Annotated in this window: 23 protein-coding genes; 14 read left to right on the top strand and 9 right to left on the bottom strand. The window is 64.1% G+C overall.

Annotation, left to right across the window (positions count from 1 at the left end; genetic code table 11):
* The first annotated feature begins 59 nt into the window (after positions 1-59).
* Positions 60-746, top strand: coding sequence for a hypothetical protein (locus ACIQT2_RS13440; protein ID WP_402947112.1), 687 nt, complete (start codon positions 60-62; stop codon positions 744-746).
* A 13-nt stretch (positions 747-759) separates the two neighbouring features.
* The gene (locus ACIQT2_RS13445) at positions 760-1,830 is read left to right on the top strand and encodes a Gfo/Idh/MocA family protein (protein ID WP_402947115.1); all 1,071 of its coding nucleotides are present in this window, start codon (positions 760-762) and stop codon (positions 1,828-1,830) included.
* Between the two features lie 53 nt (positions 1,831-1,883).
* Here the strand turns inward: ACIQT2_RS13445 and ACIQT2_RS13450 are convergent, their stop codons facing one another.
* The 3 genes from ACIQT2_RS13450 to ACIQT2_RS13460 all read right to left on the bottom strand — a co-directional run bounded on the left by ACIQT2_RS13450 (position 1,884) and on the right by ACIQT2_RS13460 (position 3,906).
* A complete protein-coding gene (locus tag ACIQT2_RS13450; protein ID WP_400337472.1) occupies positions 1,884-2,318 on the bottom strand; it encodes a DoxX family protein in 435 nt (144 codons plus the stop codon).
* Between the two features lie 104 nt (positions 2,319-2,422).
* On the bottom strand, positions 2,423-3,127 hold the full coding sequence (locus tag ACIQT2_RS13455) for a phosphonatase-like hydrolase (RefSeq protein WP_402947119.1): 705 nt from the start codon (positions 3,125-3,127) through the stop codon (positions 2,423-2,425).
* An 11-nt stretch (positions 3,128-3,138) separates the two neighbouring features.
* Positions 3,139-3,906 carry a GntR family transcriptional regulator gene (locus ACIQT2_RS13460; RefSeq protein WP_402947121.1) on the bottom strand — a complete coding sequence of 256 codons (768 nt, stop codon included), beginning with the start codon at positions 3,904-3,906 and terminating at the stop codon, positions 3,139-3,141.
* A 164-nt stretch (positions 3,907-4,070) separates the two neighbouring features.
* On the opposite strand from ACIQT2_RS13460, the gene ACIQT2_RS13465 reads away from it, so the two are divergent.
* The 5 genes from ACIQT2_RS13465 to ACIQT2_RS13485 all read left to right on the top strand — a co-directional run bounded on the left by ACIQT2_RS13465 (position 4,071) and on the right by ACIQT2_RS13485 (position 9,145).
* Positions 4,071-5,309: a TIGR03364 family FAD-dependent oxidoreductase gene (locus ACIQT2_RS13465; RefSeq protein WP_402947124.1), complete on the top strand. Its 1,239-nt coding sequence runs from the start codon at positions 4,071-4,073 to the stop codon at positions 5,307-5,309.
* Positions 5,310-5,338: 29 nt separating this feature from the next.
* Positions 5,339-6,256, top strand: coding sequence for a phosphate/phosphite/phosphonate ABC transporter substrate-binding protein (locus ACIQT2_RS13470; RefSeq protein ID WP_402947126.1), 918 nt, complete (start codon positions 5,339-5,341; stop codon positions 6,254-6,256).
* The gene (locus ACIQT2_RS13475) at positions 6,256-7,032 is read left to right on the top strand and encodes a phosphonate ABC transporter ATP-binding protein (RefSeq protein WP_402947128.1); all 777 of its coding nucleotides are present in this window, start codon (positions 6,256-6,258) and stop codon (positions 7,030-7,032) included. The genes ACIQT2_RS13470 and ACIQT2_RS13475 overlap by 1 nt, the downstream gene beginning before the upstream one ends.
* The gene (gene phnE, locus ACIQT2_RS13480; RefSeq protein ID WP_402947131.1) at positions 7,029-7,883 is read left to right on the top strand and encodes a phosphonate ABC transporter, permease protein PhnE; all 855 of its coding nucleotides are present in this window, start codon (positions 7,029-7,031) and stop codon (positions 7,881-7,883) included. Before ACIQT2_RS13475 ends, phnE begins: the two co-directional genes overlap by 4 nt.
* Positions 7,884-8,035: 152 nt before the next feature.
* A complete protein-coding gene (locus ACIQT2_RS13485) occupies positions 8,036-9,145 on the top strand; it encodes an FAD-dependent oxidoreductase (RefSeq protein WP_402947133.1) in 1,110 nt (369 codons plus the stop codon).
* Between the two features lie 68 nt (positions 9,146-9,213).
* Here ACIQT2_RS13485 and ACIQT2_RS13490 read toward each other — a convergent pair whose 3' ends face one another.
* A complete protein-coding gene (locus ACIQT2_RS13490; RefSeq protein WP_402947135.1) occupies positions 9,214-11,433 on the bottom strand; it encodes an NADP-dependent isocitrate dehydrogenase in 2,220 nt (739 codons plus the stop codon).
* Between the two features lie 345 nt (positions 11,434-11,778).
* Here ACIQT2_RS13490 and ACIQT2_RS13495 point away from each other — a divergent pair, with 345 nt between their 5' ends.
* A complete protein-coding gene (locus tag ACIQT2_RS13495; RefSeq protein ID WP_402947137.1) occupies positions 11,779-12,780 on the top strand; it encodes a trypsin-like serine peptidase in 1,002 nt (333 codons plus the stop codon).
* 89 nt (positions 12,781-12,869) lie between these two features.
* On the opposite strand, the gene purH is transcribed toward ACIQT2_RS13495, so the two are convergent.
* Positions 12,870-14,540, bottom strand: coding sequence for a bifunctional phosphoribosylaminoimidazolecarboxamide formyltransferase/IMP cyclohydrolase (gene purH / locus ACIQT2_RS13500; RefSeq protein ID WP_402947140.1), 1,671 nt, complete (start codon positions 14,538-14,540; stop codon positions 12,870-12,872).
* A 110-nt stretch (positions 14,541-14,650) separates the two neighbouring features.
* Between purH and ACIQT2_RS13505 the strand changes: the two genes are divergently transcribed.
* Genes ACIQT2_RS13505 through ACIQT2_RS13515 form a run of 3 tightly spaced genes read left to right on the top strand, consistent with a single transcriptional unit; the run spans position 14,651 to position 17,919 of the window.
* Positions 14,651-15,598, top strand: coding sequence for an N-acetylglucosamine kinase (locus tag ACIQT2_RS13505; protein ID WP_402947143.1), 948 nt, complete (start codon positions 14,651-14,653; stop codon positions 15,596-15,598).
* Positions 15,573-16,523: an N-acetylmuramic acid 6-phosphate etherase gene (murQ, locus tag ACIQT2_RS13510; protein ID WP_402947146.1), complete on the top strand. Its 951-nt coding sequence runs from the start codon at positions 15,573-15,575 to the stop codon at positions 16,521-16,523. The genes ACIQT2_RS13505 and murQ overlap by 26 nt, the downstream gene beginning before the upstream one ends.
* A 43-nt stretch (positions 16,524-16,566) precedes the next feature.
* Positions 16,567-17,919: an MFS transporter gene (locus tag ACIQT2_RS13515; protein WP_400337497.1), complete on the top strand. Its 1,353-nt coding sequence runs from the start codon at positions 16,567-16,569 to the stop codon at positions 17,917-17,919.
* Positions 17,920-17,991: 72 nt separating this feature from the next.
* On the opposite strand, the gene ACIQT2_RS13520 is transcribed toward ACIQT2_RS13515, so the two are convergent.
* Together ACIQT2_RS13520 and purN are read right to left on the bottom strand one after the other, a co-directional pair.
* On the bottom strand, positions 17,992-18,927 hold the full coding sequence (locus ACIQT2_RS13520; RefSeq protein WP_402947150.1) for a hypothetical protein: 936 nt from the start codon (positions 18,925-18,927) through the stop codon (positions 17,992-17,994).
* A 120-nt stretch (positions 18,928-19,047) separates the two neighbouring features.
* Positions 19,048-19,617, bottom strand: a complete 570-nt coding sequence (gene purN / locus ACIQT2_RS13525) for a phosphoribosylglycinamide formyltransferase (RefSeq protein ID WP_402947153.1) — start codon at positions 19,615-19,617, stop codon at positions 19,048-19,050.
* Positions 19,618-19,628: 11 nt separating this feature from the next.
* Here purN and ACIQT2_RS13530 point away from each other — a divergent pair, with 11 nt between their 5' ends.
* Entirely contained in the window at positions 19,629-20,078 is a 450-nt protein-coding gene (locus ACIQT2_RS13530; RefSeq protein WP_402947155.1) for a hypothetical protein, read from the top strand.
* Between the two features lie 30 nt (positions 20,079-20,108).
* On the opposite strand, the gene ACIQT2_RS13535 is transcribed toward ACIQT2_RS13530, so the two are convergent.
* Entirely contained in the window at positions 20,109-21,440 is a 1,332-nt protein-coding gene (locus ACIQT2_RS13535) for a DUF6350 family protein (protein WP_402947157.1), read from the bottom strand.
* A gap of 388 nt (positions 21,441-21,828) precedes the next feature.
* Here ACIQT2_RS13535 and ACIQT2_RS13540 point away from each other — a divergent pair, with 388 nt between their 5' ends.
* On the top strand, positions 21,829-23,313 hold the full coding sequence (locus ACIQT2_RS13540; RefSeq protein ID WP_402947160.1) for a flotillin family protein: 1,485 nt from the start codon (positions 21,829-21,831) through the stop codon (positions 23,311-23,313).
* Positions 23,306-23,560 (top strand): hypothetical protein, encoded by a 255-nt coding sequence (locus ACIQT2_RS13545; RefSeq protein ID WP_402947162.1) that lies wholly within the window; start codon positions 23,306-23,308, stop codon positions 23,558-23,560. The genes ACIQT2_RS13540 and ACIQT2_RS13545 overlap by 8 nt, the downstream gene beginning before the upstream one ends.
* A 656-nt stretch (positions 23,561-24,216) precedes the next feature.
* Here ACIQT2_RS13545 and ACIQT2_RS13550 read toward each other — a convergent pair.
* Positions 24,217-25,200: an Lrp/AsnC family transcriptional regulator gene (locus ACIQT2_RS13550; protein ID WP_402947165.1), complete on the bottom strand. Its 984-nt coding sequence runs from the start codon at positions 25,198-25,200 to the stop codon at positions 24,217-24,219.
* Positions 25,201-25,272: the final 72 nt, after the last annotated feature.

The raw sequence follows: 25,272 nt of genomic DNA on the forward strand, positions 1-25,272 counted from the left end.
CATTCGGCAGAAGCGCCGGACTCCTGGGGCAATTTTCTTTTAAGCAACTAAGAGGGGCCGTGGACGTAGGCGCAATTGGAACGCTTGAACAGCTGATCAGTGTCCCACGGTTCCAGACATACCTGGGACACTATCGCGGCAACCACCATCTGGCCGCCCGGTTGTACGCCTGGAACATTGAAGTGTCGTCTGCCTTTTGGGGTCCCCTGAGCATCTTGGAAGTTGCTCTCAGAAATGCCATGCACAACGCGTTATCGAAGGGTCGCCCGGACACGTGGTGGGACCTCCCGAGCACCCATCTCATGGACAACCACCGGGCAATTCTGGACGAGACCATCGCGAAACTCCAGCGCAAGATTGTGACGCCAAGTCCAGGCCAAATAGTTGCAGCCCTGCCGTTCGGCTTCTGGACCCGTTTCCTCGACAAAGGGATCCCCCGGCATCCGCTGCTCAGCTACGAAACGGCGTTCTGGCAACCGAGGCTAATGAACGCGTTTCCGGAAGGCGTTGCGCTCAAACGCAAGGTGCTTTTTGCCGACCTCACCCAAATCCGGGAGATGCGCAATCGCATCGCCCACCATGAGCCGATCTTCAAAATGCCGCTGGAAACAATTTGCGGAGACATCTCACGTATCGCTGGCTATATACACGTCGACGCCGCAGCGATCATGGGCGGCTGCAGTCGGGTCGCGAGGGTTCTTGACCGTAAACAAGATGCAATCATGCACGGGCGCAACAGCTTCTGAGAGGATGGCTGGCATGACTCTTCCTATCGCGAAGCCGTGGCTCTTCTCCCAGACCAACCAGGATCCTCGGGCTTCAACGGGCCGGCGTTTGCGGTGGGGCGTGGTGTCCACGGGGAACATCGCCAACAGTGTGTCGCAGGACCTGTCCTTGCTCGAGGACGCGGAGTTGTACGCGGTGAGCTCACGCACGCAGGCGGCTGCGGACGCTTTTGCGCAGAACCTGGGGTTCGCCAAGGGTTACGGGGACGACAGCGGCGTGCCCGGCTACCAGCGCTTGGTCGAGGATCCCGACGTCGACGTCGTCTACGTTGCCACTCCCCATGCCCAGCACTTCATGATCGCCTCGGCCGCGCTGCGTGCAGGCAAGCACGTCCTGTGCGAAAAGGCCCTCACCATCAACGCCCGCGAGGCAACTGAGTTGGTTCGCTTGGCCCGGGAGAACAACGTGTTCTTCATGGAGGCGGTGTGGAGCCGTTTCCTGCCCAGCATGCAGCGTGCTTTCGAGATCGCGGCTTCCGGTGAGATCGGACAGATCCAATGGGTCAGCGCGGACCTGGGATTCCCGGCACCCTACGATCCCTCGGCCCGGATTTGGGCGTTGAACGATGGCGGCGGAGCACTCCTGGACATCACGGTGTACCCGCTGCTCTGGGCACTGGGAACACTGGGCTTCCCGCAGTCGGTGACAGCCATCGGCTCACTCAACGAGGACGGCGTAGACACCCAGAACGCGCTGACCCTCGGCTACGACACCGGCGCCCAGGTCCAGCTCACGTCGTCCTTGCTGGCCCACGGACCCCGGACGGCAACGGTCGCCGGAGGCCTGGGCTACATCCAGACCGTGGGCTCGGTGAACAACCCCCGCGAGCTCGTCATCCGGGTGGGCTGGGATGAGCCGAGACACGAACAGTTTGACGTAGTGGGCATCGGCTATACATATGAACTCCGCGAAGTCACGCGGTGCATCCAGCAAGGACTGACCGAGAGCCCCACCATGCCCCTGGAGGACTCCATCAACGTGATGCGCCTGTTCGACGGCGTGCGTTCCCAGTTGGGTATTCGATACCCGAACGACGCCCGCTGACGGGCCCTGGCACCGGAAGGCGAGTGCCGACGTCGTGATTTAACCCAGGCGCGCTAACGCTTGAGCGGTTGCCGCGCCAGCTTGCGGTCCAGAGACAGGGCTCCAGGTCCCAGGAAGATGAACGACACCGAGATCGCGAAGTACACGATCAGGAGCTCGGCCGTAACTCCGGATGCATCCGTGAGCAACGGCTTCCCTGCTTCCGTCACGAACCAGATGGACGCGAAAAGGATCGCCGCCAGGAAACCAGCCACGCGGGTGAGGGCGCCAAGGACCAACAAGGCCCCCAGTCCAAGTTCGCCGGCGATGACCAGCCAGGCGATGACGTCCGGCTTCTGGACGCCCATGGCTGCGACAGAAGCAGCAAAAGCTGCATGCCCGGCCATGAACTTTTGGAAGCCATGCACCATGAGCAGCACACCGAACACCACGCGAAGGATGGTGACGCCGCGGGAGGAGGACTTGGGAGACGGGTGAAGGAATTTCACGCATCCCAATCTTCCATGCCCACGGCCGCTCACCAAACCCCGACCACCCCAAGTAGGTCGCAGTTGTGCGCGTTTTGACCGCTGAAAACGCGCACTATTGCGACCTAGTTGGGAAAGGACAGCAGCGCCGGGATGTCCTTCACGCCGACCAGGATGTGGTGGTGTGGGTGCGCGGCGAGGGCTTCGCGATCCAGCTTGCCCGTGAGGACACCCACCGCCACGACGCCGGCATTGTTGGCGGCGGCGAGGTCGTTCACGGTGTCGCCCGCCGCGATCACGGCCCGGACGTCCTGCACGCCGGTCCGCTCCATGGCGCGGTGGATCATGTGCGGTGCCGGCCGTCCGGCGGGTACTTCGTCTGAACATACGACGGCGTCCAGCACCTTGCCGGGGTCGCCCGCCTCGACGCTTGGAGCAGCAACGCTCCAGCCGAGGCTGGCCAGCAGGGGCTCGGCAACATCGCGGGAGAAGCCCGTGGTCAGCGCTACTTTGACGCCCTGGCCGCGAAGCGTGCGAAACGCCTCTTCCACTCCGTCCAAGGCGACCGGCGGGTTGGCGGCGTAGAACTCCACCAGGAGTTCCTTGAAGCGCGTGAAAGCAGCCGCCACTGTTTCGGGAGTCGCGGCACCTCCTCCGGCCTGGATCAACGCGGTGATGGCCTCCACTTTGTCCGCTCCCATCCATTCCTGGACGGCCTCGGGCGTGGTTTCGACGCCGGTTTCCTCGACGCACCGGGCCAGGGCAACGTAGACGTCGCCGTGTTCGTCGATGGTGGTACCGGCCATATCGCAGGCAACGAGCTCGATCATGGGTAGCTCCTTCAGGTGGCTTGAGAGTCTGTGTGGATGCGGACCAAGGCAGCCCTGCGTTCCACGGTGTTGTCGATGGTGAAGTTGGTGAGCGCCGGGAGGTAGCGGTCCTCGGAGTACTCCAGGGGCTGGCCGTCGGCGGAACGGGTGATGCGGCGTTCGCGCAACAACGGAATGCCTTCGGACTGTTCCAGCAGTTCGGCGTCCTCATCATTGGCCGCCACGGCGTCGATCGTGTGCCGCGCACTGTGCAGGTCCACGCCCTGTTCCTTGAGGAACGCGAAGATGGAGCCGGAATCGGTATCGAAGTCGAACAGCTTCCTGCCCACTTCAAGGATGAACGTGGTCCGTTCGATCATGGCCGGGACCTGATCGAGATAGCGGACGCGCAGGACCTCCACCACGGTGGTTCCCGGCACCAGGTTCAGGGCCTCGGCGGCTTCAGGGCTGGCCTCGCGGCGGGCAACTTCGAGTGTCCGTTGGCCCGGCGTCTTCCCGATACCGGAAGCCCATTCGGTGAACGAGTTGAACGTGGAGAACGACTGTGACGGCACCGACGAGCGGACCATCGGTGGCCGTCCACGCCCACCCGTCACAGCACCTTCGGCACGCAGGAAGGCGAGCGCTTGGCGGATCGGTCCGCGGGATGTTCCGAACTCGCGGCACAGCTCCGCCTCGCTGGGCAGCTGGAAACCCGGGGGCCAATCCCCCTCCGTGATCCGACGCATGAATTCTTCGCTGAGGCGGACGTGGAGGGGTGCGTTCTGTTGTGCGGTCACGAGTTGATCATACAAGTTGGCTCTTGCTGGAACACCGGTTTTGCGGTTCTTGAGATGAATTTGGGGTGAACTCGGGTGAACGGATATTAAATTCAGATTAACTTGTATATACAAGTGGCGATCTGGCTTGATTTACCCTTCGGCGGGCGGCCAGAGTCGTTGGTGTGAACAACCCAAGCTCTTCTTCCGCACACACTGTCCAACCCGCAGATGTCCTTGTTGTCGGCGCCGGAATCGTCGGTCTGGCCCACGCGGCGCACGCCGTTGCCAACGGCCTCACGGTGACCATCCTTGAACGGGACCACCACGCGGCGGGCGCGTCCGTCCGGAACTTCGGGCATTGCTGCATCACCGCGCAATCCGGCGAACTGTACGAACTCGCGCAGACCTCGCGGAAGTACTGGCTCGAATTCGCTGAGCGTGCCGGTTTCTGGGCTGTCGAGTCTGGCGCGGTGGTGCTGGCCCGGACCGAAACCGAGTTGGCGGTGCTCCGCGAACTCTCATCCGCCCGGGAACCGGGACAGGTGGAACTGCTCTCTCCCGAGGAAACCCGGGCCCGCTTGGGTGCCGGAGGTCCCGCCGCGGAAGAAGCGCACGACGGCGGCATCCGCCAAGGCGCTCCCGTCACCGGCGGCACCACGTCCGACGGCGGAGCCTGGCCGGGTCTCGTCGGTGGCGCCTTCCTTCGGGACGACCTCCGCGTCGACCCCCGCACCACCGTCGCACGGTTGGCCGACTGGCTGAGCCGGCAACCCGGCGTCGAACTTCACTGGAACGCTTCCGCGCTTGGCTTCAGCCAGGAAGCCGAGGTAACCACGGTTCACACCTCACGCGGTGGGTTCAGGGCCAAGCAGGTGTTCGTCTGTGTGGGCCACGACGTCGACTACCTGTTCCCGGACCTTGCCGCCGAGCACCGGATCCAGCGGTGTGCCCTGCAGATGTCCCTGGCCGCCAAGCCGGCCGGGCTCGAACTCAGCCCGGCCGTACTGACGGCAACCTCCATGCTCCGCTACCCCGCGTTCGCGGACATGCCCGCAGCCTCGGCGCTCCGCGACGAGGTGCAGGCGGCCCAGCCCGAACTGCTGGACATCGGGGCCAACGTCATGTTCACCCAACGCCCGGACGGCACCGTGATCCTGGGCGACTCGCACCACTACCACCTCACCGCAGATCCTTTCCTGGACGAATCGGTGACCAATGCGCTCAACACCGACGTCGAGGCCAGGATCGGCCAGTCGCTGGAGATCATCCAGCGCTGGCAGGGCGTCTATGCCTCCTCGGAGGTTGCTCCCCTGTTGGTCAGGGACATCCAACCCGGCGTCACGGTTGTATCGGTGACCTCGGGCGTGGGCATGACCCTGTCCTTCGGGCTCGCCCACCGCAACGTTTCCCGCTTGACCTAAATCCCTTCCCTTCGCATCCAAGGATTCCCATGAAAACCACGCTCTTCACCGGCTCCGCCCTGGCCCTTGCCGCCGCCCTCGCACTGACCGCGTGTGGCGGCTCGGCCCAGTCAGCTTCATCCCAGTCAACGTCCGCCACATGCCCCAACGGCGGGATCACGTTCGGCATCGAGCCGTACGAGGATCCGGCCAAGCTCAAGCCCGCCTACGACGTGCTGGCCAACGCCTTGTCCAAGAAGCTCGAGTGTCCTGTCTCCGTGCAGGTGGTTGAGGACTACGCCGCCGAGGTCTTGGCCATGCGCAACGGCAAGCTGGACCTTGGACAGTTCGGTCCGCTCGGTTACGTCTTCGCCGATTCCAAGGCGGGCGCGGAACCCGTTGTATCCTTCGGCACCACGGAGAAGGAACTGAGCACCTACACCGCGGGAATCTGGGTTCCGAAGGACAGCCCCATCCAGGCGATCGACGACCTGAAGGGCAAGACCCTGGCACTGGGCAGCGTGGGTTCCACGTCAGGTGACGTACTCCCCCGCTATGGTCTGCGCGAAGCAGGCATCGCGGACGCAGACCTGAAAATGGACTACACGGGAGGACATCCGGAGGCACTCCTGGCCCTGACCAACGGCAAGGTGGACGCAGCCGAGATCAACTCCCAGACCCTTGCCACGGCCATCGCCGCGGGTACCTTCAAGCAGGACGAGTTCCGCCAGGTGTGGACCTCTGAGCCCATCCCCAACGATCCCATCACCGTCCGCGGAGACGCAGATCCGGCGTTCAAGAAGGCCGTCAAGGAAGCCTTCCTTTCACTCTCGCCGGAGGATGTTGCCAAGGTGGGCGAGTTCCTGGACGTCACCCCTCCGGGCCCGCTGCTTGAGGTCAGCAAGGCCAACTACACCCCGCTGTTCGAGCTGGCCAAGACGATGAACCTCACCGAAAAGGATCTCTAGTGGCACCGCTCCTATCCGTTCAAGGCTTGCGCAAGTCCTTCAACGGCCGCACGGTGCTGGACGGAGTGGACTTCTCTGTCTCTGCTGGAGAGCTCGTCGCTTTCCTGGGCGCCAACGGTTCCGGCAAGTCCACCACGCTGCGCTGCGTCATGGGCATCACCGAGCCGGAGGCGGGAACCATCAGCATTGCCGGTTCGGCGGTGAATGGCCTGCAAGGACGTGAACTCCAGCAGGCTCGCCAGCGGATGGCCATGATCTTCCAGAAAATCCACTTGGTCCCCCGCCGCACGGCGCTGGATAACGTCTGCGCGGGAGCGCTCTCCCGCATCCCGACCATCCGCTCGCTCACCCCTGCCCTGTTCCCTGCCGAGGTCCAGCAGGAAGCCCTCGACTGCCTGGACCGCGTAGGACTCGCTGACCGCGCGTTCGATCGCGTCGGCCGTCTTTCCGGCGGACAGCAGCAGCGCGTGGCCGTAGCCCGGGCACTGTGCCAGCGTGCCGACGTCGTGCTTGCTGACGAGCCCGTCTCCGCACTGGATCCGCATGCCGCCGAGCATGTCATGACGTTGCTTCGCGAACTCGCGCACTCGGAGGGCCTCGCTGTAGCGGCGGTTCTCCACCAGCCGGACCTGGCATTGCGCTACGCGGACCGCTCCATAGGGCTGCTGCAAGGTTCCATGACGTTCAATCTTCCCTCTTCCGAGGTGGACGCCCAACACCTCGATACGCTCTACGCCCCGGACCGGAACACCGCAGACAGGACTGTCGCCGCATGACTCCGCAGACACTGAACCCCGCCGTCAAGCGGCGGGCCGCTTCGAGCAAAAGCCGCGTGGCTCTGGTCCGCCCGAAGAAGCCGCTGCGGTGGATCACGACGGCGGCAGTGGTTGTCGCCGTCGTCGGACTTCACGCTGTGGCCCTTGAAGGGACGGACTTCAAACCCCAACTCCTGGTGGACGGCTGGAAGGGAATGGCCGCGTTCGTTGCCGACGCGTTCCCGCCGGACCTCAGCTGGGATCGCACAATCCGGCCGGGTCTGGAAGCCACGCTCGTGACCCTGTGGATCGGCTTGCTGGGAACCACGTTGTCCGTGCCGTTCGCCCTGCTGCTCGCTGCCCTGGCCGCGGAGAACACGAGTCCGCACCGGCTGGTGTACCAGGCCGCGCGCTCCATCCTTTCGTTCTTCCGCGCCGTGCCGGACATTGTGTTCGCGCTGATCTTCGTGACGGCCGTTGGACTTGGGCCATTCGCCGGCGTGCTCGCGTTGATCTGCCACAACACGGGCGTCATGGGCAAGTTGTGGGCGGAGTCGATGGAGGAGATCGACGCCGGGCCGCAGGAAACCCTGCGCACCGCCGGGGCCAACCGCATCCAGCAGGTGGCCAATGCGACGCTGCCCATGGTGGTCCCTCAATTCGTGGGGCTGCTGCTTTATCGCTTCGACGTGAACGTGCGGTCTTCGCTGGTCCTTGGCCTGGTGGGCGCGGGTGGCATCGGGCTGTTGATCAACCAGTCCATCAAGTCCTTCCAGTTCGACTCGATGCTCACGCACATCCTGATCGTGCTGGTGCTCATCATCGTGGTGGACCAGTTCTCCGCGTGGGTCCGCCGCCGCCTGGCTGCCTGACCCACCTCCCCGCCCGCCCGGCCCCCAACTGGGTCGCATTAGTGCGCGTTTTGACGGCTCAAAACGCGCACAACTGCGACCCAGTTGGGTGGGTGGGGGCAGAATGGGAGGTGGCTCTGGTTGGAGCCGCGGACTTTGTGGATGGAGCGGGGATGCAGGTTGACGTGGTGGTTGTTGGCGGCGGAGCGATGGGATCGGCGGCCGCGTGGCAGTTGTCCCGCAGCGGAAAATCCGTGGTGCTCCTGGAACGGTTCGAGGCTGGACACCACATCGGCGCTTCCCACGGTGCGACCCGCAACTTCAACACCGCCTACGCCGAGGCCGACTACCTGGACCTGCTGGATGAATCCAAAATCCTGTGGGACGAGCTCGCCGCGGAACACGGCGCTCCCCTGCTGGACCTCGTGGGCCTGGCCAACCACGGCAACACCCCCAAGCTGGAGGGGATCCGCGCCGCCCATGAGGAACGCGGTGTGGAGAGCTACTTCATGTCAGCTTCCGAGGCCGCCGACCGCTGGCAGGGCATGAATTTCGCCACCGACGTTCTCTTCGTCCCGGGATCCGGTCGGATCCGGGCCGCAGATGCGCTGGTTGCGCTCCGGACCTCCGCGGAGTCCCGCGGCGCTATCTTCAAATACTCGACGCCGGTCCGGGACATCCGCGTCGACGGCGCCGAGTCGGTGGTGGTGGTGACCGAAGAGACTGAATACACGGCCAAGCGCGTGGTGGTCACTGCAGGTGCGTGGACCACGAAGGTCCTGGACGGGCTCGCCAAGCTCCCGGCATTGGTGGTCACGCAGGAGCAGCCAGCCCACTTCACCCCCACAGACAACGCGCTGGTGTGGCCCAGCTTCAACCACAACCCGGACCCCGACCCCAACAACGAGCTCTACGAGTACTGGTTCAGCCCCGTCTACGGCATGCTCACCCCGGGCGAAGGCGTTAAGGCGGGCTGGCACGGCGTCGGACCCGTCATGGACCCGGACGAGCGCACCTTCCAGCCCATCCCCCAGCAGCTCGAAGCCCTGGTGCGGTACGCCGAGGAGTGGCTTCCCGGCGTCGACCCTTCCACCGCGGTTCCCATCAGCTGCACCTACACCACCACGCCCAATGAGGACTTCGTCCTGGACAGTATCGGCCCGCTGGTGGTGGGCGCCGGTTTCTCGGGCCACGGTTTCAAGTTCACTCCGGCAATTGGCCGGGTGCTGAAGGACATCGTCGACGGCGGCACGGCGCCTGCGCGGTTCGCGGCGGACCGTTAAACGCAACTGACTCGCAGTTGTTGGTGTTCTGAGCTCAAAACAACAACAACTGCGAGTCAGTTGGGACTTTACTTCAGCGTCGCGAGGACCTTGTTGAACGTGGCCGACGGGCGCATGATCTCAGCGGCCTTGGCGGCGTCCGGACGGTAGTAACCGCCCAGCTCGACGGCGGGACCCTGCACTGCGGCAAGCTCACCAACGATTGCCTCTTCGTTGGAGGTCAGCGCGTCGGTAATCGAAGCGAAGGCGGAAGCCAGCTCAGCGTCGGACGTCTGCTTGGCCAGTTCCTGGGCCCAGTACATGGCCAGGTAGAAGTGGCTTCCGCGGTTGTCCAGCTCGCCAACGCTGCGGCGCGGGGACTTGTTCTCCAGGAGGAACGTACCCGTGGCGCGGTCCAGCGTATCGGCGAGGACCTGGGCGCGGGCGTTGCCGGTGGTGGTCGCAAGGTGCTCGAAGCTGACGGCCAGGGCGAGGAACTCACCCAGGCTGTCCCAGCGCAGGTGGTTTTCCTTGACCAGCTGCTGGACGTGCTTCGGGGCAGATCCACCGGCGCCGGTCTCGAACAGGCCGCCACCGTTGATGAGCGGAACGATCGAGAGCATCTTGGCGCTGGTGCCGAGCTCGAGGATCGGGAACAGGTCCGTCAGGTAGTCGCGGAGCACGTTGCCGGTAACGGAGATGGTGTCCTGGCCCTTGCGGATGCGCTCCAGGGTGAAGGCCGTGGCCTCAACCGGGGAGAGGATCTCGATCTGCAGGCCCTCGGTGTCGTGGTCCTTCAGGTATTCGTTGACCTTGGCGATCAGGTTGGCGTCATGGGCGCGGCCCTTGTCCAGCCAGAACACAGCCGGCGTCTGGGAAGCCCGGGCACGGGTGACGGCCAGCTTGACCCAGTCGCGGATGGGGACATCCTTGGTCTGGCACGCGCGCCAAATGTCGCCCGGGGAAACCTGGTGTTCGATCAGGACGGTACCTGCGCGGTTCACGAGCTGGATCGTACCGGCAGCTTCGATCTCGAACGTCTTGTCGTGGCTGCCGTATTCTTCAGCTGCCTGGGCCATGAGGCCAACGTTCGGGACGGTGCCCATGGTGGTGGGATCGAACGCACCGTTGGCACGGCAATCGTCGATGACAACCTGGTACACGCCGGCGTAGGAGCTGTCCGGGAGGACTGCCAGGGTGTCGGCTTCCTTGCCGTCCGGGCCCCACATGTGGCCGGAGGTACGGATCATGGCGGGCATGGAGGCGTCCACGATGATGTCCGAGGGAACGTGCAGGCTGGTGATGCCCTTGTCCGAGTCAACCATGGCCAGCGCGGGACCGTCTTCGAGGCCCTTGGTGATGGCTGCCTTGACGCCTTCGCGGACGTCTTCCGGCAGGTCTTCCAAGCCGTTGAGGATGGCGGCGAGGCCGTTGTTCGGGCTGATGCCGGCTGCGGCGAGCTGCTTGCCGTAGGTGTCGAACAGTTCGGAGAAGTAGGCCTTCACCACGTGGCCGAAGATGATGGGGTCGGAGACCTTCATCATGGTGGCCTTCAGGTGTGCGGAGAAGAGGATGCCCTCTTCCTTGGCGCGGGCAACCTGTGCTGCGAGGAACTCGTCCAGGGCAGCGGCGCGCAGGACGGTGCCGTCCACAACTTCGCCGGCCAGGACGGGGAAGTCCTTCTTGAGGACCTTGACCGTGCCGTCTTCGCGGACCAGCTGGATGGTCAGGGCGTCATCGGCCTCGATGACCACGGACTTCTCGTTGGAGCGGAAGTCGTTCTGGCCCATGGTGGCAACGTTGGTCTTGGAGTCAGCGGACCAGGCACCCATGGAGTGCGGGTTCTGGCGTGCGTAGTTCTTCACCGACAGGGGTGCGCGGCGGTCAGAGTTGCCTTCACGCAGCACCGGGTTCACAGCGGAGCCCTTGATCTTGTCATAGCGCGAGCGGATGTCCGTCTCGGTGTCCGAGGAGGGGTTGTCCGGGTAGTCCGGGAGGGCATAGCCCTGGGCCTGGAGCTCGGCGATGGCCGCCTTGAGCTGCGGCACGGAGGCGCTGATGTTGGGCAGCTTGATGATGTTGGCTTCCGGCTGCTTTGCCAGTTCGCCGAGTTCAGCCAGGGCGTTGCCCGTGCGCTGGTCTTCAGTCAGGAAATCGCCGAACACGGCGATGATGCGGCCGGCCAGCGAAATGTCGCGGGTTTCGACCTCCACACCTGCGGTCGAGGCGTACGCTTCCACAACCGGCAGGAACGAGTAGGTTGCCAGCATCGGCGCTTCGTCTGTGTGGGTATAGATAATCTTGGCCATTGGCGGGGTTCTCCCTGAAAGTCTGCAGATTTCAACATCTCTAACTTACCCGAGCACGCCGATTTGGGGGCTCTTCGTGTCCGGGATCACGCCTTGCGTTACCGCTTTCACGGCCGCTTCGCACACGCTTCCCGGGCGCCCAAAAGCCCGACGGCGGCCTGGCCGCCGGGGGTGCCGCACCGCCGTCGTACTCCTCTCCCAAGCCCGATCAAGAAACTGACAGCAAAATATCACAAACTCTGAAACATCTCTTTACAAACTTGTCACACGCCGGGTAGCTTCGATTCCGTCAGTCGGCGGTCGCCATCACTGGCCGCCTCACTCCCTCGATTAGGTAGGAACAACGTGACAAAAACCAAGACCCTGGCCACAAGCCTGCTGAGTCTGTCTGCTGCCGCGATCCTTGCGCTGGTTGGCACCACCAGTGCAAACGCGGCCCCCGTCAAGGACACCGACTCCAGCGGTGCTGCGGTCAGCAGCCATGTGACGCAGGACGCCGGCGCCGCAGACTACTGGACCCCGGAACGCATGAAGAGCGCCAAGAACGGCGATGTCCTCGCCACCAAGGCACTGCAGCGCACCGGTTTGCTCAACCTCGGCAAAGCCCCGGTCACCGAAGCCCCGGGCGCCGTCACCAGCATCGAAGGCCAGCAGGCCTCCACCGACTCCAAGGCCATCAACCTGAAGGTCAACCAGAGCGAATCGCCGGTCAAGCACATCGGCAAGATCTTCTTCACGCTCGGCGGCTCCAACTACGTCTGCTCCGGCAACTCCGTCACCGCAGCGAACAAGAGCACGGTGTCCACCGCAGGGCACTGCGTCAACGAAGGCCCGGGCGCGTACGCCACCAACTTCGTGTTTGTCCCGGCCTACCTCAACGGCTCCGCACCTTACGGGAAGTGGACGGCAAAGGCGCTGTACTCCCCCACCCAGTGGGCCTCCAGCGGCAACATGCAGTACGACACAGCGTTTGCCGTGGTCAACACCCTCAACGGCCAAAAGCTTGCTGACGTTGTTGGCTCCTCAGGCGTCCAGTTCAACGCCGCCCGCGGCCTGAGCTACAAGTCTTTCGGCTACCCGGCAGCTCCTCCGTTCAACGGCGAATCGCTCAAGAGCTGCTCCGGCACGGCCACCAACGATCCCTACAACCCGCAGTTCAACACCCAGGGCATCCCCTGCAACATGACCGGCGGTTCCTCGGGCGGTCCGTGGTTCATCGGCAACAGCTCCAGCGGATACCAGAATTCGGTCAACTCCTACGGCTACGGCAGCAACTCCACCACCATGTACGGCCCGTACTGGGGCTCCGTGATCCAGTCCACCTACACCACCGCTGCGGCTTCGTAACGGCTTCTTTGTAGGAAGTCCCTGTTAAGTACGACGGCGGCCGTCCCTTTCGAGGGACGGCCGCCGTTGCGTTGGGGTGCTACGCGTTTCTAGTGGAAGAAGTGGCGTGCGCCCGTGAAGTACATCGTGATGCCTGCGGCGTTGGCAGCGGCAATGACTTCCTCATCGCGGACCGAGCCACCGGGCTGGACCACGGCGCGGACACCGGCCTCGATCAGGATCTGCAGGCCGTCGGCGAACGGGAAGAACGCGTCCGATGCTGCCACGGCACCGCGTGCGCGCTCAGGCGCGTTGGCACCGCTGGCGTTGGAGGCACCGCCGGCGCCATCGACGTCGGACTCCACCTGGACGCCCAGCGTGTTGGCGCGCTCGACGGCCAGCTTGCAGGAATCGAGGCGGTTGACCTGGCCCATGCCGATGCCGACTGCGGCACCGTTATCGGCAAGGAGGATGGCGTTGGACTTGGCTGCGCGGCAGGCGGTCCAGGCGAAGGCGAGGTCGGCGAGGGTCTTCTCGTCGGCGGCTTCGCCGGCTGCGAGGGTCCAGTTGGCGGGGTTGTCGCCGTCGGCGTCCACCTTGTCGCTCATCTGGACCAGGACACCACCGGACACCTGGCGCATCTCGGATGCGTACCGGCCGTATCCGTCCGGCAGGGCGAGGAGGCGGATGTTCTTCTTCTTGGAGAGGATCTCCACGGCTTCCCGTTCGAAGTCCGGAGCGATGACAACCTCGGTGAAGATGTCGGCAACCGTGCGGGCCATGCCAGCGGTGACGGTGCGGTTGGCAGCGATGACGCCACCGAACGCGGAGACGGGATCGCAGGCGTGGGCCTTGGCGTGGGCGTCGGCGATCGGGTCGGCAGCATCAGCGGAACCGACGGCAACGCCGCACGGGTTGGCGTGCTTGATGATCGCGACAGCGGGCTCGGCGAAGTCGAAGGCTGCGCGGAGGGCAGCGTCGGCGTCGACGAAGTTGTTGTAGCTCATGGCCTTGCCGTGCAGCTGGTCAGCCTGGGCGATGCCTGCCGGAGCAGCCTTGTCCACGTAGAGGGCGGCCTGCTGGTGCGGGTTTTCGCCGTAGCGGAGAACCTCGGAACGCTCCAGGGCCAGGCCGGCGTAGGCAGGCCAGTCGATGATGCCGTCGCCGTCTTCGTCCAGGAACTGGCTGGCAGTCCAGGAGGCAACAGCGTTGTCGTAGCTGGCCGTGTGCGCGAAAGCCTTGGCGGCCAGGCGGCGGCGGGTGTTCAGGTCGAAACCGCCGTGAGCTGCGGCGTCCACAACGGCGCCGTAGAAGTTGGGGTCCGTAACGATGGCGACGGCGGCGTGGTTCTTCGCGGCCGAACGCACCATGGCGGGGCCTCCGATGTCGATCTGCTCAACAACGTCGTCCTGCGCGGCGCCGGACTTCACGGTCTCGACGAACGGGTACAGGTTCACCACCACGAGGTCGAACGTTTCGATCTCCATGCCGGCCAGGGTCTCCATGTGTGCTTCCACGCGGCGGTCGGCGAGGATTCCGCCGTGCACGCGCGGGTGCAGGGTCTTGACGCGGCCGTCGAGCATTTCCGGGGAGCCGGTGACTTCTTCGACTTCCTTGACCGGGATGCCTGCGGCGGCGATCTTCTTGGCGGTGGAGCCGGTGGAAACAATGGCGACGCCGGCTGCGTGCAGGCCCTTCGCGAGCTCCTCCAGTCCCGTCTTGTCGTAAACCGAGATCAGTGCACGGCGGATGGGAACACGGTCAAGCTGCGTCAAGCTCACAAAAGTCTCCGTCTTAGTTCGCGTAGATATCGCGGGTCGGTGGGGATATGGGCAGTTTATCGTGTTTCGCTGCATGGCTGGTTTTGCGTCCTCCAACATAGGGTTGAGCCATGGATGCCACGGACGTCGTTCTTGTTGCCGATGTTGGGAAGAGCCGTTGCCGGGTGGAACTGCGGGCCGGCGATGAGTTGCTCGGCGCTGCGGACCAGCACGGCTTCCCGGGCGTCCACATCGACAAAGGGCCCACCTTGGCTTTCGACCTTCTGCTCGAGACCATCGCGACGCTCCCGCCCGGCCTGCCTGTGAGCACGTTGACGGGCGTCGGGGCAGCAGTTGCCGGAGTCGAGGCATCGGCGGAGAAGTCGCGGGAGCTCGCGACCATGTTGGCCCAGCACTTCGGTGTCCCCGCGGCCGTCCTCTCGGATGCAACCGCCGCCCACCTCGGCGCACTCCAGGGAGCACCGGGCATCAGCCTGATTGTGGGGACGGGTGCGGTCGCCTTCCGTTTCGACGAAGCCGGCGTCCTGCACCGTGCCGACGGCTGGGGTCCCTATCTTGGCGATCACGGCAGCGGCCGCTGGATGGGCCAGCAGGGTCTTCAAGCAGTTCTGCAAGCGCACGACGGCGGCCCCGCCACCTCGCTCTCCGCTGCGGCGGGCGCTCTGGTCGAGTCGCCTGAGCACCTCCCTGGATGGCTCGCGGAACAAGAGAACCCCTACCGGGCGATGGCCCGGTTCGCGCCGCTGGTTCTGCACGCCGCGGAGGCGGGTGACGCCGTCGCACGTCACATCGTTGACGACGCCTGCGCGATCCTGACCAGCACCGTCAAACTGGCCGCGTCCGGCGACGCAAGCGGCAAACCGCGGGTGGCCGTCCTGGGCGGAGTGGCCGCTTCTGGGTTCTTCTCGGGACTCTTGCAGAAGTCCCTCGCTTCGGCTGGGATTGAGATGGTGGCCCCGCTCGGCGACGGCCTGGACGGCGCCGCCCTCGCTGCGACGCGCCGCGGGCTCCTCCAGGAAAGGTACATCCACCGTGACGGAACAAACTGGCCCGACTGACGCTGACAAACTCGCCGATCTCCGCACGGAACTCGCCGGCCTGCAGACGGAAGCCGCCGCAGAGAACCTGAATGACCTGGACATCCTGGGTACCGACGAACTCGTGGAAGCCATGCTCTCCCACAGCGCGGGCGTGCATGCCGCCGTCGCAGACGCCAGTGCGGCGATTGTCCGAACGGTCGACGCCGTTGCGGAGCGACTGCAGCGCGGCGGTCGGCTTTTGTATGTGGGAGCCGGGACGGCCGGGCGGCTGGGTGTGCTTGACGCGAGCGAGTGCCCGCCGACGTTCGGGACTCCGCCGGGACTCGTCGTCGGGCTGATCGCGGGCGGCACGCAAGCCATCCAGAAACCGGTGGAGTACGCCGAGGACAACGCGACCGCGGGCGCGCGGGACCTGCACGATATCAACGTGACGGAAGCGGACGCCGTCGTGGGTATCACCGCGTCCGGGAGGACGCCGTACGTGATCGGTGCGCTGGAGGAGGCCCGGAAGAAGGGTGCGTTTACGGCGTCGCTGGCGTGCAACAAGGGCTCGGCCGTGAGTCATCTGGCGAACGTGGCGATCGAGGTGGTGGTGGGTCCGGAGTTCATCGCCGGTTCCACGCGGCTCAATTCGGGGACCGCGCAGAAACTTGTCCTCAACATGATCAGCACGCTGGTGATGGTGAAGCTCGGCAAGACCTACGGGAACCTGATGGTGGACCTGCGCGCCACGAATGAGAAGCTTCAGGCGCGGTCGCAGCGCACTGTGCAACACGCAACAGGTGTTTCGGCTCACGAGGCGGCTGCGGCGCTGGACTCGGTTGGTGGTTCGGTGAAGGCGGCCATCCTGGTGGTGCTGACCGGGCTCGATCCGGCGGCAGCGAAGGGTGCGCTGGAGGAGGCGGGCGGATTCCTGAGGAGGGCCATCGAAAGCCAGCAGTAATAGTGTCTGGCCGAGCGCCTAGAGTTGCAGGTAGGAGGCCTTGATGAATACTTACACAACCGTGCCCAGCGGCGAACAAGTGGTGCAGGAACTGCCGTGGCGGTGGAAGGTCCAAGGCAAGATCTTCCTGATCGGTGGCCTCGGCTTCATGTTCGACGCGTGGGATGTGACGCTCAACGGCATCCTCATTCCGCTGCTGTCCAAGCACTGGTCCCTTCAGCCCGCCGACGCCGCTTGGATCGGCACCGCCAACCTGATCGGCATGGCCGTGGGTGCCTTCGCGTGGGGCACCATCGCCGACACGATCGGCCGCAAGAAGGCCTTCACCGCGACACTCCTGATCTTCAGCATCTTCACCGTGCTGGGTGCGCTGGCTCCGGACATCGTGTGGTTCTGCATCTTCCGGTTCATGGCAGGGTTCGGCCTGGGCGGCTGCATCCCCGTGGACTACGCCTTGGTGGGTGAATTTACGCCCCGCAAGCAACGCGGCAAGGTGCTCACAGCCATGGACGGTTGGTGGCCCGTGGGCGCGGCCCTGTGCGGCTTTGTGTCGGCCGGGCTGGTTGCTTTGTACGGGGATTGGCGCCTGACGATGCTTGTCATGGTGATTCCCGCGTTCCTGGTGTTCTGGGTCCGCCGTTCGGTCCCGGAGTCGCCGTTGTTCCTGATTCGCAAGGGTCGGCGCGTGGAGGCGGCCGCTGTGATTGACGGGTTGGTTGAAGCAACCGGAGCTCCTGCCCGCGCTTACAGCTTGCCCGAACCGCAGGACGCTCCGCGGCTCTCGGCTGGCAGCGCGTGGGGTCAGCTCCGCCGGATCTGGACGTTCAACTGGAAGATCACCACGGCAGCTTGGGCCTTGTTCTTCTCCGTCCTCTTGGTCTACTACCTGTCCCTCACGTGGATGCCACGCATTCTCATCGGTGCCGGGTTCGAGGAGTACAAGGCCTTTGTCACCACAGCCGGCATGGCCGCCGTCGGGCTTTTGGGGGTGATTGTCGCCGCCCTGTTGGTGGAGCGCGTGGGCCGCAAATGGATCCTGGCCATCACTGGCCCGTTGTCTGCGGTGACGCTGGTGATCGTGGCGTTCGTGGTGGACATTCCCTCGGCCGCAGTGATCTGGCTGCTCGTGTTCGGCTTTGTGGTCCAGGTGGCCATCCCGGTCCTCTACGCCTACGTGTCCGAGCTCTACCCCACCGAGCTCCGTGGGTCCGGATTTGGCTGGGCGTCGACGTTCTCCCGCATCGGCGCTGGCTTCGGGCCGCTGGTGTTTGCCTCGTTCTTCTGGCCGGAATTCGGGTTGGCTACGTCCTTCGCCCTGGCGGGTGGGCTGGTGCTGCTCTCCGTGCTGTGGATGGCGTTCTTCGCCCCGGAAACAAAGCAGCGCGTCCTCTCGTAAGCACCCACCCCGGTACCCAATTGGGTCGCATTTGTGCGCGTTTTGAGCCCTCAAAACGCGCACAAATGCGACCTACTTGGGTGTCCAGCCGTGTTCTTCAAGCGCGCGCCGCACTTTTCGCACAGCGGTTGTTGCGTCGGTGGACATGTGGCGCTTGGAAATCCTCACCAAGGTCCATCCAGCACGGCTGAAGTCCTCTTCCTTCGCGATGTCCCGGGCGATCTGTTCGCGGTCCGAGTGCCCCTCACCCTCGTAGTCGACTGCGACCTGCCAGTCGCGGTAACTCAGGTCTGGTTGACGTACGACGCCGGGACCCAGTTCCGTGCGCACGTTGACACCCGCTGTGGGCAGCCCGGCCCGACCCAGTGCCAGCCTCAATCGCGTTTCCGGCGCGGAGTCGGCGCCGACGCGGGCCTGCTCCAAAGCAAGGCGGGCTTTGCGGATTCCGGGTGTCCCCCAGTGCCGGTCCAGCATGTCCTCAAGATCGGCGAGAGTGCAATACGGTGCAGTGCGTCCCTCGAACTCCGGCCGCGGAATGCGGATCAGATGATCCGCCACGACGGTGATCTCGTCGATATCCATCTTCCGGGCGCAGTCGAGCCACGTACGGGCACGCGTAGTGATGTACAAGCCATTCAGAGTGGTGATCTCGTCCTCGAAAAACTGTCCCCTGTGGGCGATGACGCCCCGCCTCCGTACCCTTCCCATCGTGTCAGGCCGCGAAATGTGGATCCCGGGCATATGGCTTCCGGGCAGGAATCCCGGAAACTCCCAGAGCAGGAACGCTGTTGCGTGCGAGGCTGCCGAAAATGGTGTGACAAGGGTCAACGGCCGGGTACGCTCCGCCAGTGGACGCTCGTCAGCGGATCGGGGAATGAAGATTTGACGGCTTGGCGAGTCCAGATCCCGGTAACGTAAACGCCCCACTGTGACACCGGCGTCGAGCGCTTCCTGCCTGGTGAAGGGGTTGGAAGCCAGGTTTGCCGGTAGCGGCCGTGGGATCTTCATGAGCCCATGCTGGCAAAATGACTACCGGCGCGTGACGTTATCCACAGGCTCCTGGCCCGATCGCCCAACTAGGGGACAGCAAACGTTCCTCTGAGCCCTCAGTGCGACGTTTACTGTCCCCTAGTTGGGCGCGGCGGCGAGGTTGGCCAGGGTTTGGACCAGGAGCCGGCGCTCAACTACCTTGATGCGCTCGTGCAGGGTTTCCTCGGTGTCAGCCGGCTCAATGTCTACGGCTTCCTGGGCGATGATCGGCCCCGTGTCCACTCCGGCGTCGGCCCAATGGACGGTGCAGCCGGTGACCTTCACGCCGTACGCCATGGCGTCGCGGACACCATGGGCACCGGGGAAGGAAGGCAACAGCGCGGGGTGGGTGTTGACGTACTTGCCGCCAAAAGCATCGATGAAGTCCGCGCTGACAATGCGCATGAACCCCGAGGAAACCACCACGTCCGGGCTGTAGGAGAGCACTTTGTCCCGCAACGCCGCATCCCATTCGGCACGGGTTTCGAACGAATTGAAGTTGACCACGAAGGTCTCGATGCCTGCCTCGTCCGAGCGCTCAACCCCGTAGGTGTCCGGCCGGTCCGCGCCCACCGCGGCGATCTCCACATCCAGTTCACCCGACTTCACGGCGTCAATGACAGCCTGCAGATTTGAACCAGTACCGGACACGAGGACAACAATGCGCATTGCACTAGCTTATGGGCGGCTCGCGTAGGCTGGAAAACATGAATCCCGACGTCGATCCCCGGCAGAGTCCCAAGTCCCGCGCCGAGGCGGAAAAGTCCGCATTTGGGCGGACGCAGGTGCTGTTCCGTGCGTTCCTTTTGTCGGCCTTGGGATCGTTCTTCGTCTTCTCCCTGAACGTGAACTACGTGTGGCTCAGCGCCATCCTCACCGTGGCCAGCGTGGCGTTGGGAATTGTGGTCCTTGTCCGGGCCGTGAAGTACAAGCACTCCAAGATCGTGCTGTTCGGAACCATCTCCGGCTTGGTGGTCTCGGCGATCATGTGCCTGCTGATCCTCACAACGTCGCTCTTCTTCAGGCAGGTGAGTACGTACCAGGATTGTGCGCGGTCGGCTTTGACTGAGACGGCAAAGTCGCAGTGCCTCGCGGACCTGGAAAACTCGATGCCCGGGCCGTTGCGCTAGGCACCCCCACCCAAGCGGCCGCCGACAGGCTTAGGCGTGTTCGTCGTCGTACGCTTTTTCGTCCAGGTTCGCCTCGCGGAGCTTCTGGCTGCGTTCCAGCCACGGCCCCACTGCGTAACCGATAACGACGCCGATACCCACCTCGGCAGCCACCCACACTGCCGTCCATAGCGGGTGGGGGCCAATGTCCGTCAGGCGGCCGATACCGGCCGAACCGCGGGCGATCCACGCAAGACCCGCGCTCAGCAGGCCCGCGACGGCGCCGATGAAGGCTCCGAGGAACAGCGTGGACACCGCCGCCGTAAACCAGCGGGCCTTGATCTTGATGGAGAGCCACTCGTCAAAATGGTTCTCGCCTTCCCGCAGGAACCACCAACCAGCCACGATCCCCGCCACGACCGGCAGCGCGAGGGCCATGCCGCCAAGGTCGAGTTGTCCGGCGGGCAGCCCACCGAAGATGGGGACAGCAGGCAAAGGCCCGACGGCGGTTCCCAGCGGTCCCGCGGTGGAGCCGACGCCGAGTGAGAAGCCCGCGCCGGAGGACCACGCGAGTGTGAAAATGACCAGGTTCGGCAGGAAACCGAGCTGCGCGATCGTAAGGACTGCGCCGCCCAGGGCACCCGCCTTCAGGCCTTCATAGACGGCGATGATGTCCGTCCAATGCCACACGATATCCACGGCCAGGAGCACAGCGGCGAGCGCGACTGCGGCCATGGTGGCCACGAAGCCTGCCTTCAACGCGGAGCCCACGTAGGAGCCGGCCCAGCGCGAATGTTGGCTGGTCTTGGCAAGCCATTTGACGGCATCCACGCCGATCAGGCGGCTCCAGGAACCGGCCTCGCGTCGCGCGCCCACCACCAGGCCCAGGCCGAAGGAGATCAGCGGGATGGACATGGCGAACCACAGGTTGATGACCACGTCCGAGGTCCGGCATACGAACCCGGTTGCAGCGCCGAAGGCTGCGTAAACCAGCCATGCGCCGAGGAACGCCTGCCACAACTGGTCCGTATAAGAGGCCCGGGCCAGGCGACGTCCGGCACGCCACGCCAGCAGGAACGGAATGAGGGTCAGGCCGAGGGGAATCAAGGACAAGGACCCCGAACCCGGCTGCCCCGCGGTGCCCAGATTGACCTGCGCAAGATGCAGCGGAACCCCGTGGATCAGCAGCCATGCCTGGCCGGCCAGACGGGCCAACGCATCCACGTTGCGGTTCTGGAATCCGTCCGTGGCCCAGACCCCCACCAGGGGCAACACCACAACGATGGCTGAAATGAACGCCGCCTGAGCCGCTTCCAGACCACCCTGCAGCCAAAGAGGCATGGGGAGGCCACGGTTTCCGGTCTGATCAGCGCGCAGTTTCATCGTGATCTATCGTGCCACGGAGGGCTCCAGTCCCCCGGCAGACTCCCGGTAATGCCGCCAACTCCGGAGCTTTTTCCGTGGTCCGGCCGTAAAATTGGAGGTGTTTTCACAGACTTCGCAAGCCCGGAAAATCATCGAAGCCGGGAACTAGGAGCGGCCAATGGATAGGTGTCACAACTAACTACTGAAAGTCGTACTAGCAGCTGGTGCAACCACCTACGGATACTCTCCAGGTTGCACCAGCCTTCTTATGCCCTCTCGCCTGTTCCGAGCGCTACAACCGATGCACAAAATTGCTGGACTACCTGTTCCCCCGGAACCAGACTGTGTACACGAGCAACCACTTGTGGCTTCCGGCTAAGTGTTTCTTTGGAAAGGGACAGGGTCCATGAACGACCTCTCAGCATTTTTCCCGCTCATTGCCTTGATCGTTGGCGTGGTTGTAGCCATCGGATTCGTGTGGCTCGCCACGAAGGCCATGTGGAAAGTGGCGGAACCGAACGAGGCGCTGATCATCTCCGGCCTCACGCGAGGAACACTGGAGAACACTGACGGCATGGACTTCAAGATCGTCACCGGCAAGGGAGCGCTGGTGATTCCTGGACTCCAGACCGTGCGTCCCCTGGCCCTGACGCTCAACGAAACCGAACTCAAGGTCTCCTGTGTCACGTCGCAAGGCATCCAGGTGATCGTGGACGGAGTGGTGATCTACAAGATCGGCGACGCTCCCCCGTTCATCGCCAACGCTGCGCGCCGATTCCTGGGGCAGCAACCCAAGATGGAGAGCCAGGTGTACAACGTATTTGAAGGGCACCTGCGCTCGATCATTGGCAGCATGACCGTGGAGGAGATTATCCGGGAACGCGACAAGCTCGCCTCTCAGGTCCGCAGTGCCAGCGGCGTGGAGATGGAGAAGCTCGGCCTTGTGGTTGATTCGTTGCAGATCAAGGACCTTCAGGACCCCACCGGCTACATTCAGAACCTGGCCAAGCCGCACATTGCGCAGGTGAAGATGGAAGCCCGGATCGCCGAAGCCACAAGGAACCGGGAGGCCGCGGAAAAGGAAGCGGAAGCAGCCGCACTCATCGCCGATGCGCAGAGCCGCTCCTCCATCCAGCAGTCTGCGGCCCAGGCCAACGCCGAGCAGGCCCGTGCAAATGCAGCGCAGGCAGGGCCGCTGGCTGACGCGACAGCCCGCCAGGAGGTGGTGGTGCAGGAAACCCAGGTTGCCAAGCTTGAGGCCGACCGTGAGGAACAGAAACTCCAAACCACCGTCCGAAAGCCCGCCGATGCCAAGGCCTACGCCCAGCGGACGGAGGCCGAAGCCAAGAAAGCCGCGGACATCAGCGCCGCAGAAGCCTTGGCCAAGCGAACCGAACTGGAAGCACAGGCCAACGCCCGACGCGTGGAACTCGAAGCCCAAGCCAACGCCGGTGCCGCCGCCGCCATGGCCGGTGCCACACGCGTGACCGGTGAAGCTGAAGCCGCCGCGACGACGGCACGCGGCAACGCTGCGGCCTCGGCTGTGAAAGCCAAGGCTTTGGCGGAAGCCGAGGGTATCAAGGCCCGCGGCGAGGCCTTGGAATCGAACCAGGATGCGGTCATTTCGCAGCAGATCGCCGAGAACATGCCAGCCATTGTGTCCGCGGCGGCCGAGCCCTTCTCACGCATTGGGCAGCTCACGGTGCTCAACGGCGGCGACGGCCTGAACAGCATGGTGGGCGGGATCTTGTCCCAGGTGGGCAGCTTCCTGCCGTCGTTGGCTGCGGCGTTGCGCGGCAAGGAAGCACCCTCGCGGCCAGCGCCTGGGAAGTCCCCTGCCCGCCCGGCTGCGGCACCGGCCGCGGCTCCCGCCAACGAGCCCGGTGCATAAAGAGGTGAACCGCAGCCTCACAGGCAAGATCGGCCGGGTCACGGGAGCCATCGGGCCGGACACCTTGGGCGAGGTCATGCTTCCCTACTTGGGAGGTACCTCCGCCTTCTTTGCCCGCCCCTTCGACAAGACCAGCGTGTACCCAGTGGGTGAGAAGGTGCTGGTGATCTACTTCGAGCCACCGCAGACGGTGTATGTGGAGGAACTGCCGGAGGAGTTGAGGGATGCCTGGCCGGGCGCAGACTGATGCCCCGTCCGAAACGTTCGCTACGCACCCAATGCGCTTAGCCGGCATCCGGCAGCAGCGACGGATTAGCTCCGACTTAGTTCCGACGTCACGATATTGCTGTTTGACCACTTGTGCGGAGGTGGGCGCAGGCGTTCGCCATCCGCAGGCGAACCGAAAGCTCCCCACATGCTCGACTCGAACCACTCCTTCAACACCCGTGTGGTGGAAGCAGCCAACACCATCCAGCGTGCCGATTTCACGGACTTTCCATGGGACGAAGGCTGTTGACTACGGCAAGCGGCCGGCACGCCTTGCCGCGGACACGCAGGCTGCCGCTGGGGTTGATCTGCTTTGCAGCGTGGTCGGCTTCGGTACCAGACCTTGGCAGTCCGGCGACGTGCGTCAAACTTGTGAGCGTTCTGGTGCTCATGCTGAACGGCCTGGGCGTCAGTCCGGCCATGCAAAGGTTGTTGTCCCTTCCTGCCCAGACACGATTTGGAGGACTGGGCCGGCGGCTGCGGGTCCGGATCATGATAGCTGCAGCTGTGTCCCAGAGCTGCTGGTGGACTGCCGTCCTGGTTGGCCTCGGCAATAGCACGGTGCGTCGTTGGGCAGGACAGTAAGCAATGGTCTGCGCCTCTTGAGGCATCTCCGGAAAAACCAAAGCTTCGCCCCTAGACGATCCGTCTACCGTCAGGGGCGAGCCTCTTGCCCACATGCTTGGGAGTGCGAAGAACAATGGATCGGTCGACAATCTCGACGTCGGGAAACCGTTGACCCAGCTGCTTTTCCAACCGTGTCATGTCTTCCACCCGCCTCAACCACACCGACATCACCAACGAGTAGAGGCCACCGGTCGTAACAACCAAGCGGACTTCGTCCAGGCCAGCAAGGCTGACCGCGACAGACTCAACCTTGGTGGTTGGGACGCGCATGAAATACCAAACGCTAATGGGCCAAGGTGTGAAGGTCCTTGCAACCTCCAACCGTACAACAACCCTCTGGTGGCCCAACACGTTCGACAAGGCATTCTTCGCCCGGGCAGGTGAAATGTTCAACCACTGAGCGATGTCTGCAACCGAAGCCCGGCCATCGACCAAGAGCATGCGGATCAGCTTCTCTTCCACATCTGTGGGTAAGGCAGACGGCGCAGGACTCACCAGTGGAGCGGCCCGTTCCAAGGTTTTCACCTCCTCCTCGCCCAACGCACGCAGTCGCCAGCGTTGTGCGTCTGTAACCAACGTGATGACTCGATGCGTGCGCGTGCCCCGGATGCCTGGCACCGCAGGGATCCGGTCAACAAGGAACGCTGAAAGTTCAGGATCACTGCGGCAGAGCACGGTGATAACAAGGTCGCGGCCACCGGCTGTCTGGTCGATGCTGATCACTTCATGGACCCTGGCAAGGTCCTCGACGATGGCCGGGAGAGCAGCTGGTTTGCAGTCCACTTCCACGATGGCGCCAACGAACCTCGTACCGGCCCCAATATAGGAAGTCATCCACGCCAGGCCGTCCTCCTGCAAAGCGGTCCACCGCCGGGCCAGGGTCACTGCGTCCGCGCCCACGATAGGCGCCAGCGACGTCCACGAAGCCCTTGGTCTCACTTGGAGGGCATGCAACAAGCGCAAATCGCGCTCGTCCAGATCGAAATCCTGCATCGATGGAGCACTTTCCGGTTTTTCCTGCGTTTGCCGTGCATTCAATCACGCCAGCCCTAGTTTTGGGGCCAC

The organism is Paenarthrobacter sp. NPDC090522 (assembly GCF_044769225.1).
Classification (GTDB): domain Bacteria; phylum Actinomycetota; class Actinomycetes; order Actinomycetales; family Micrococcaceae; genus Arthrobacter.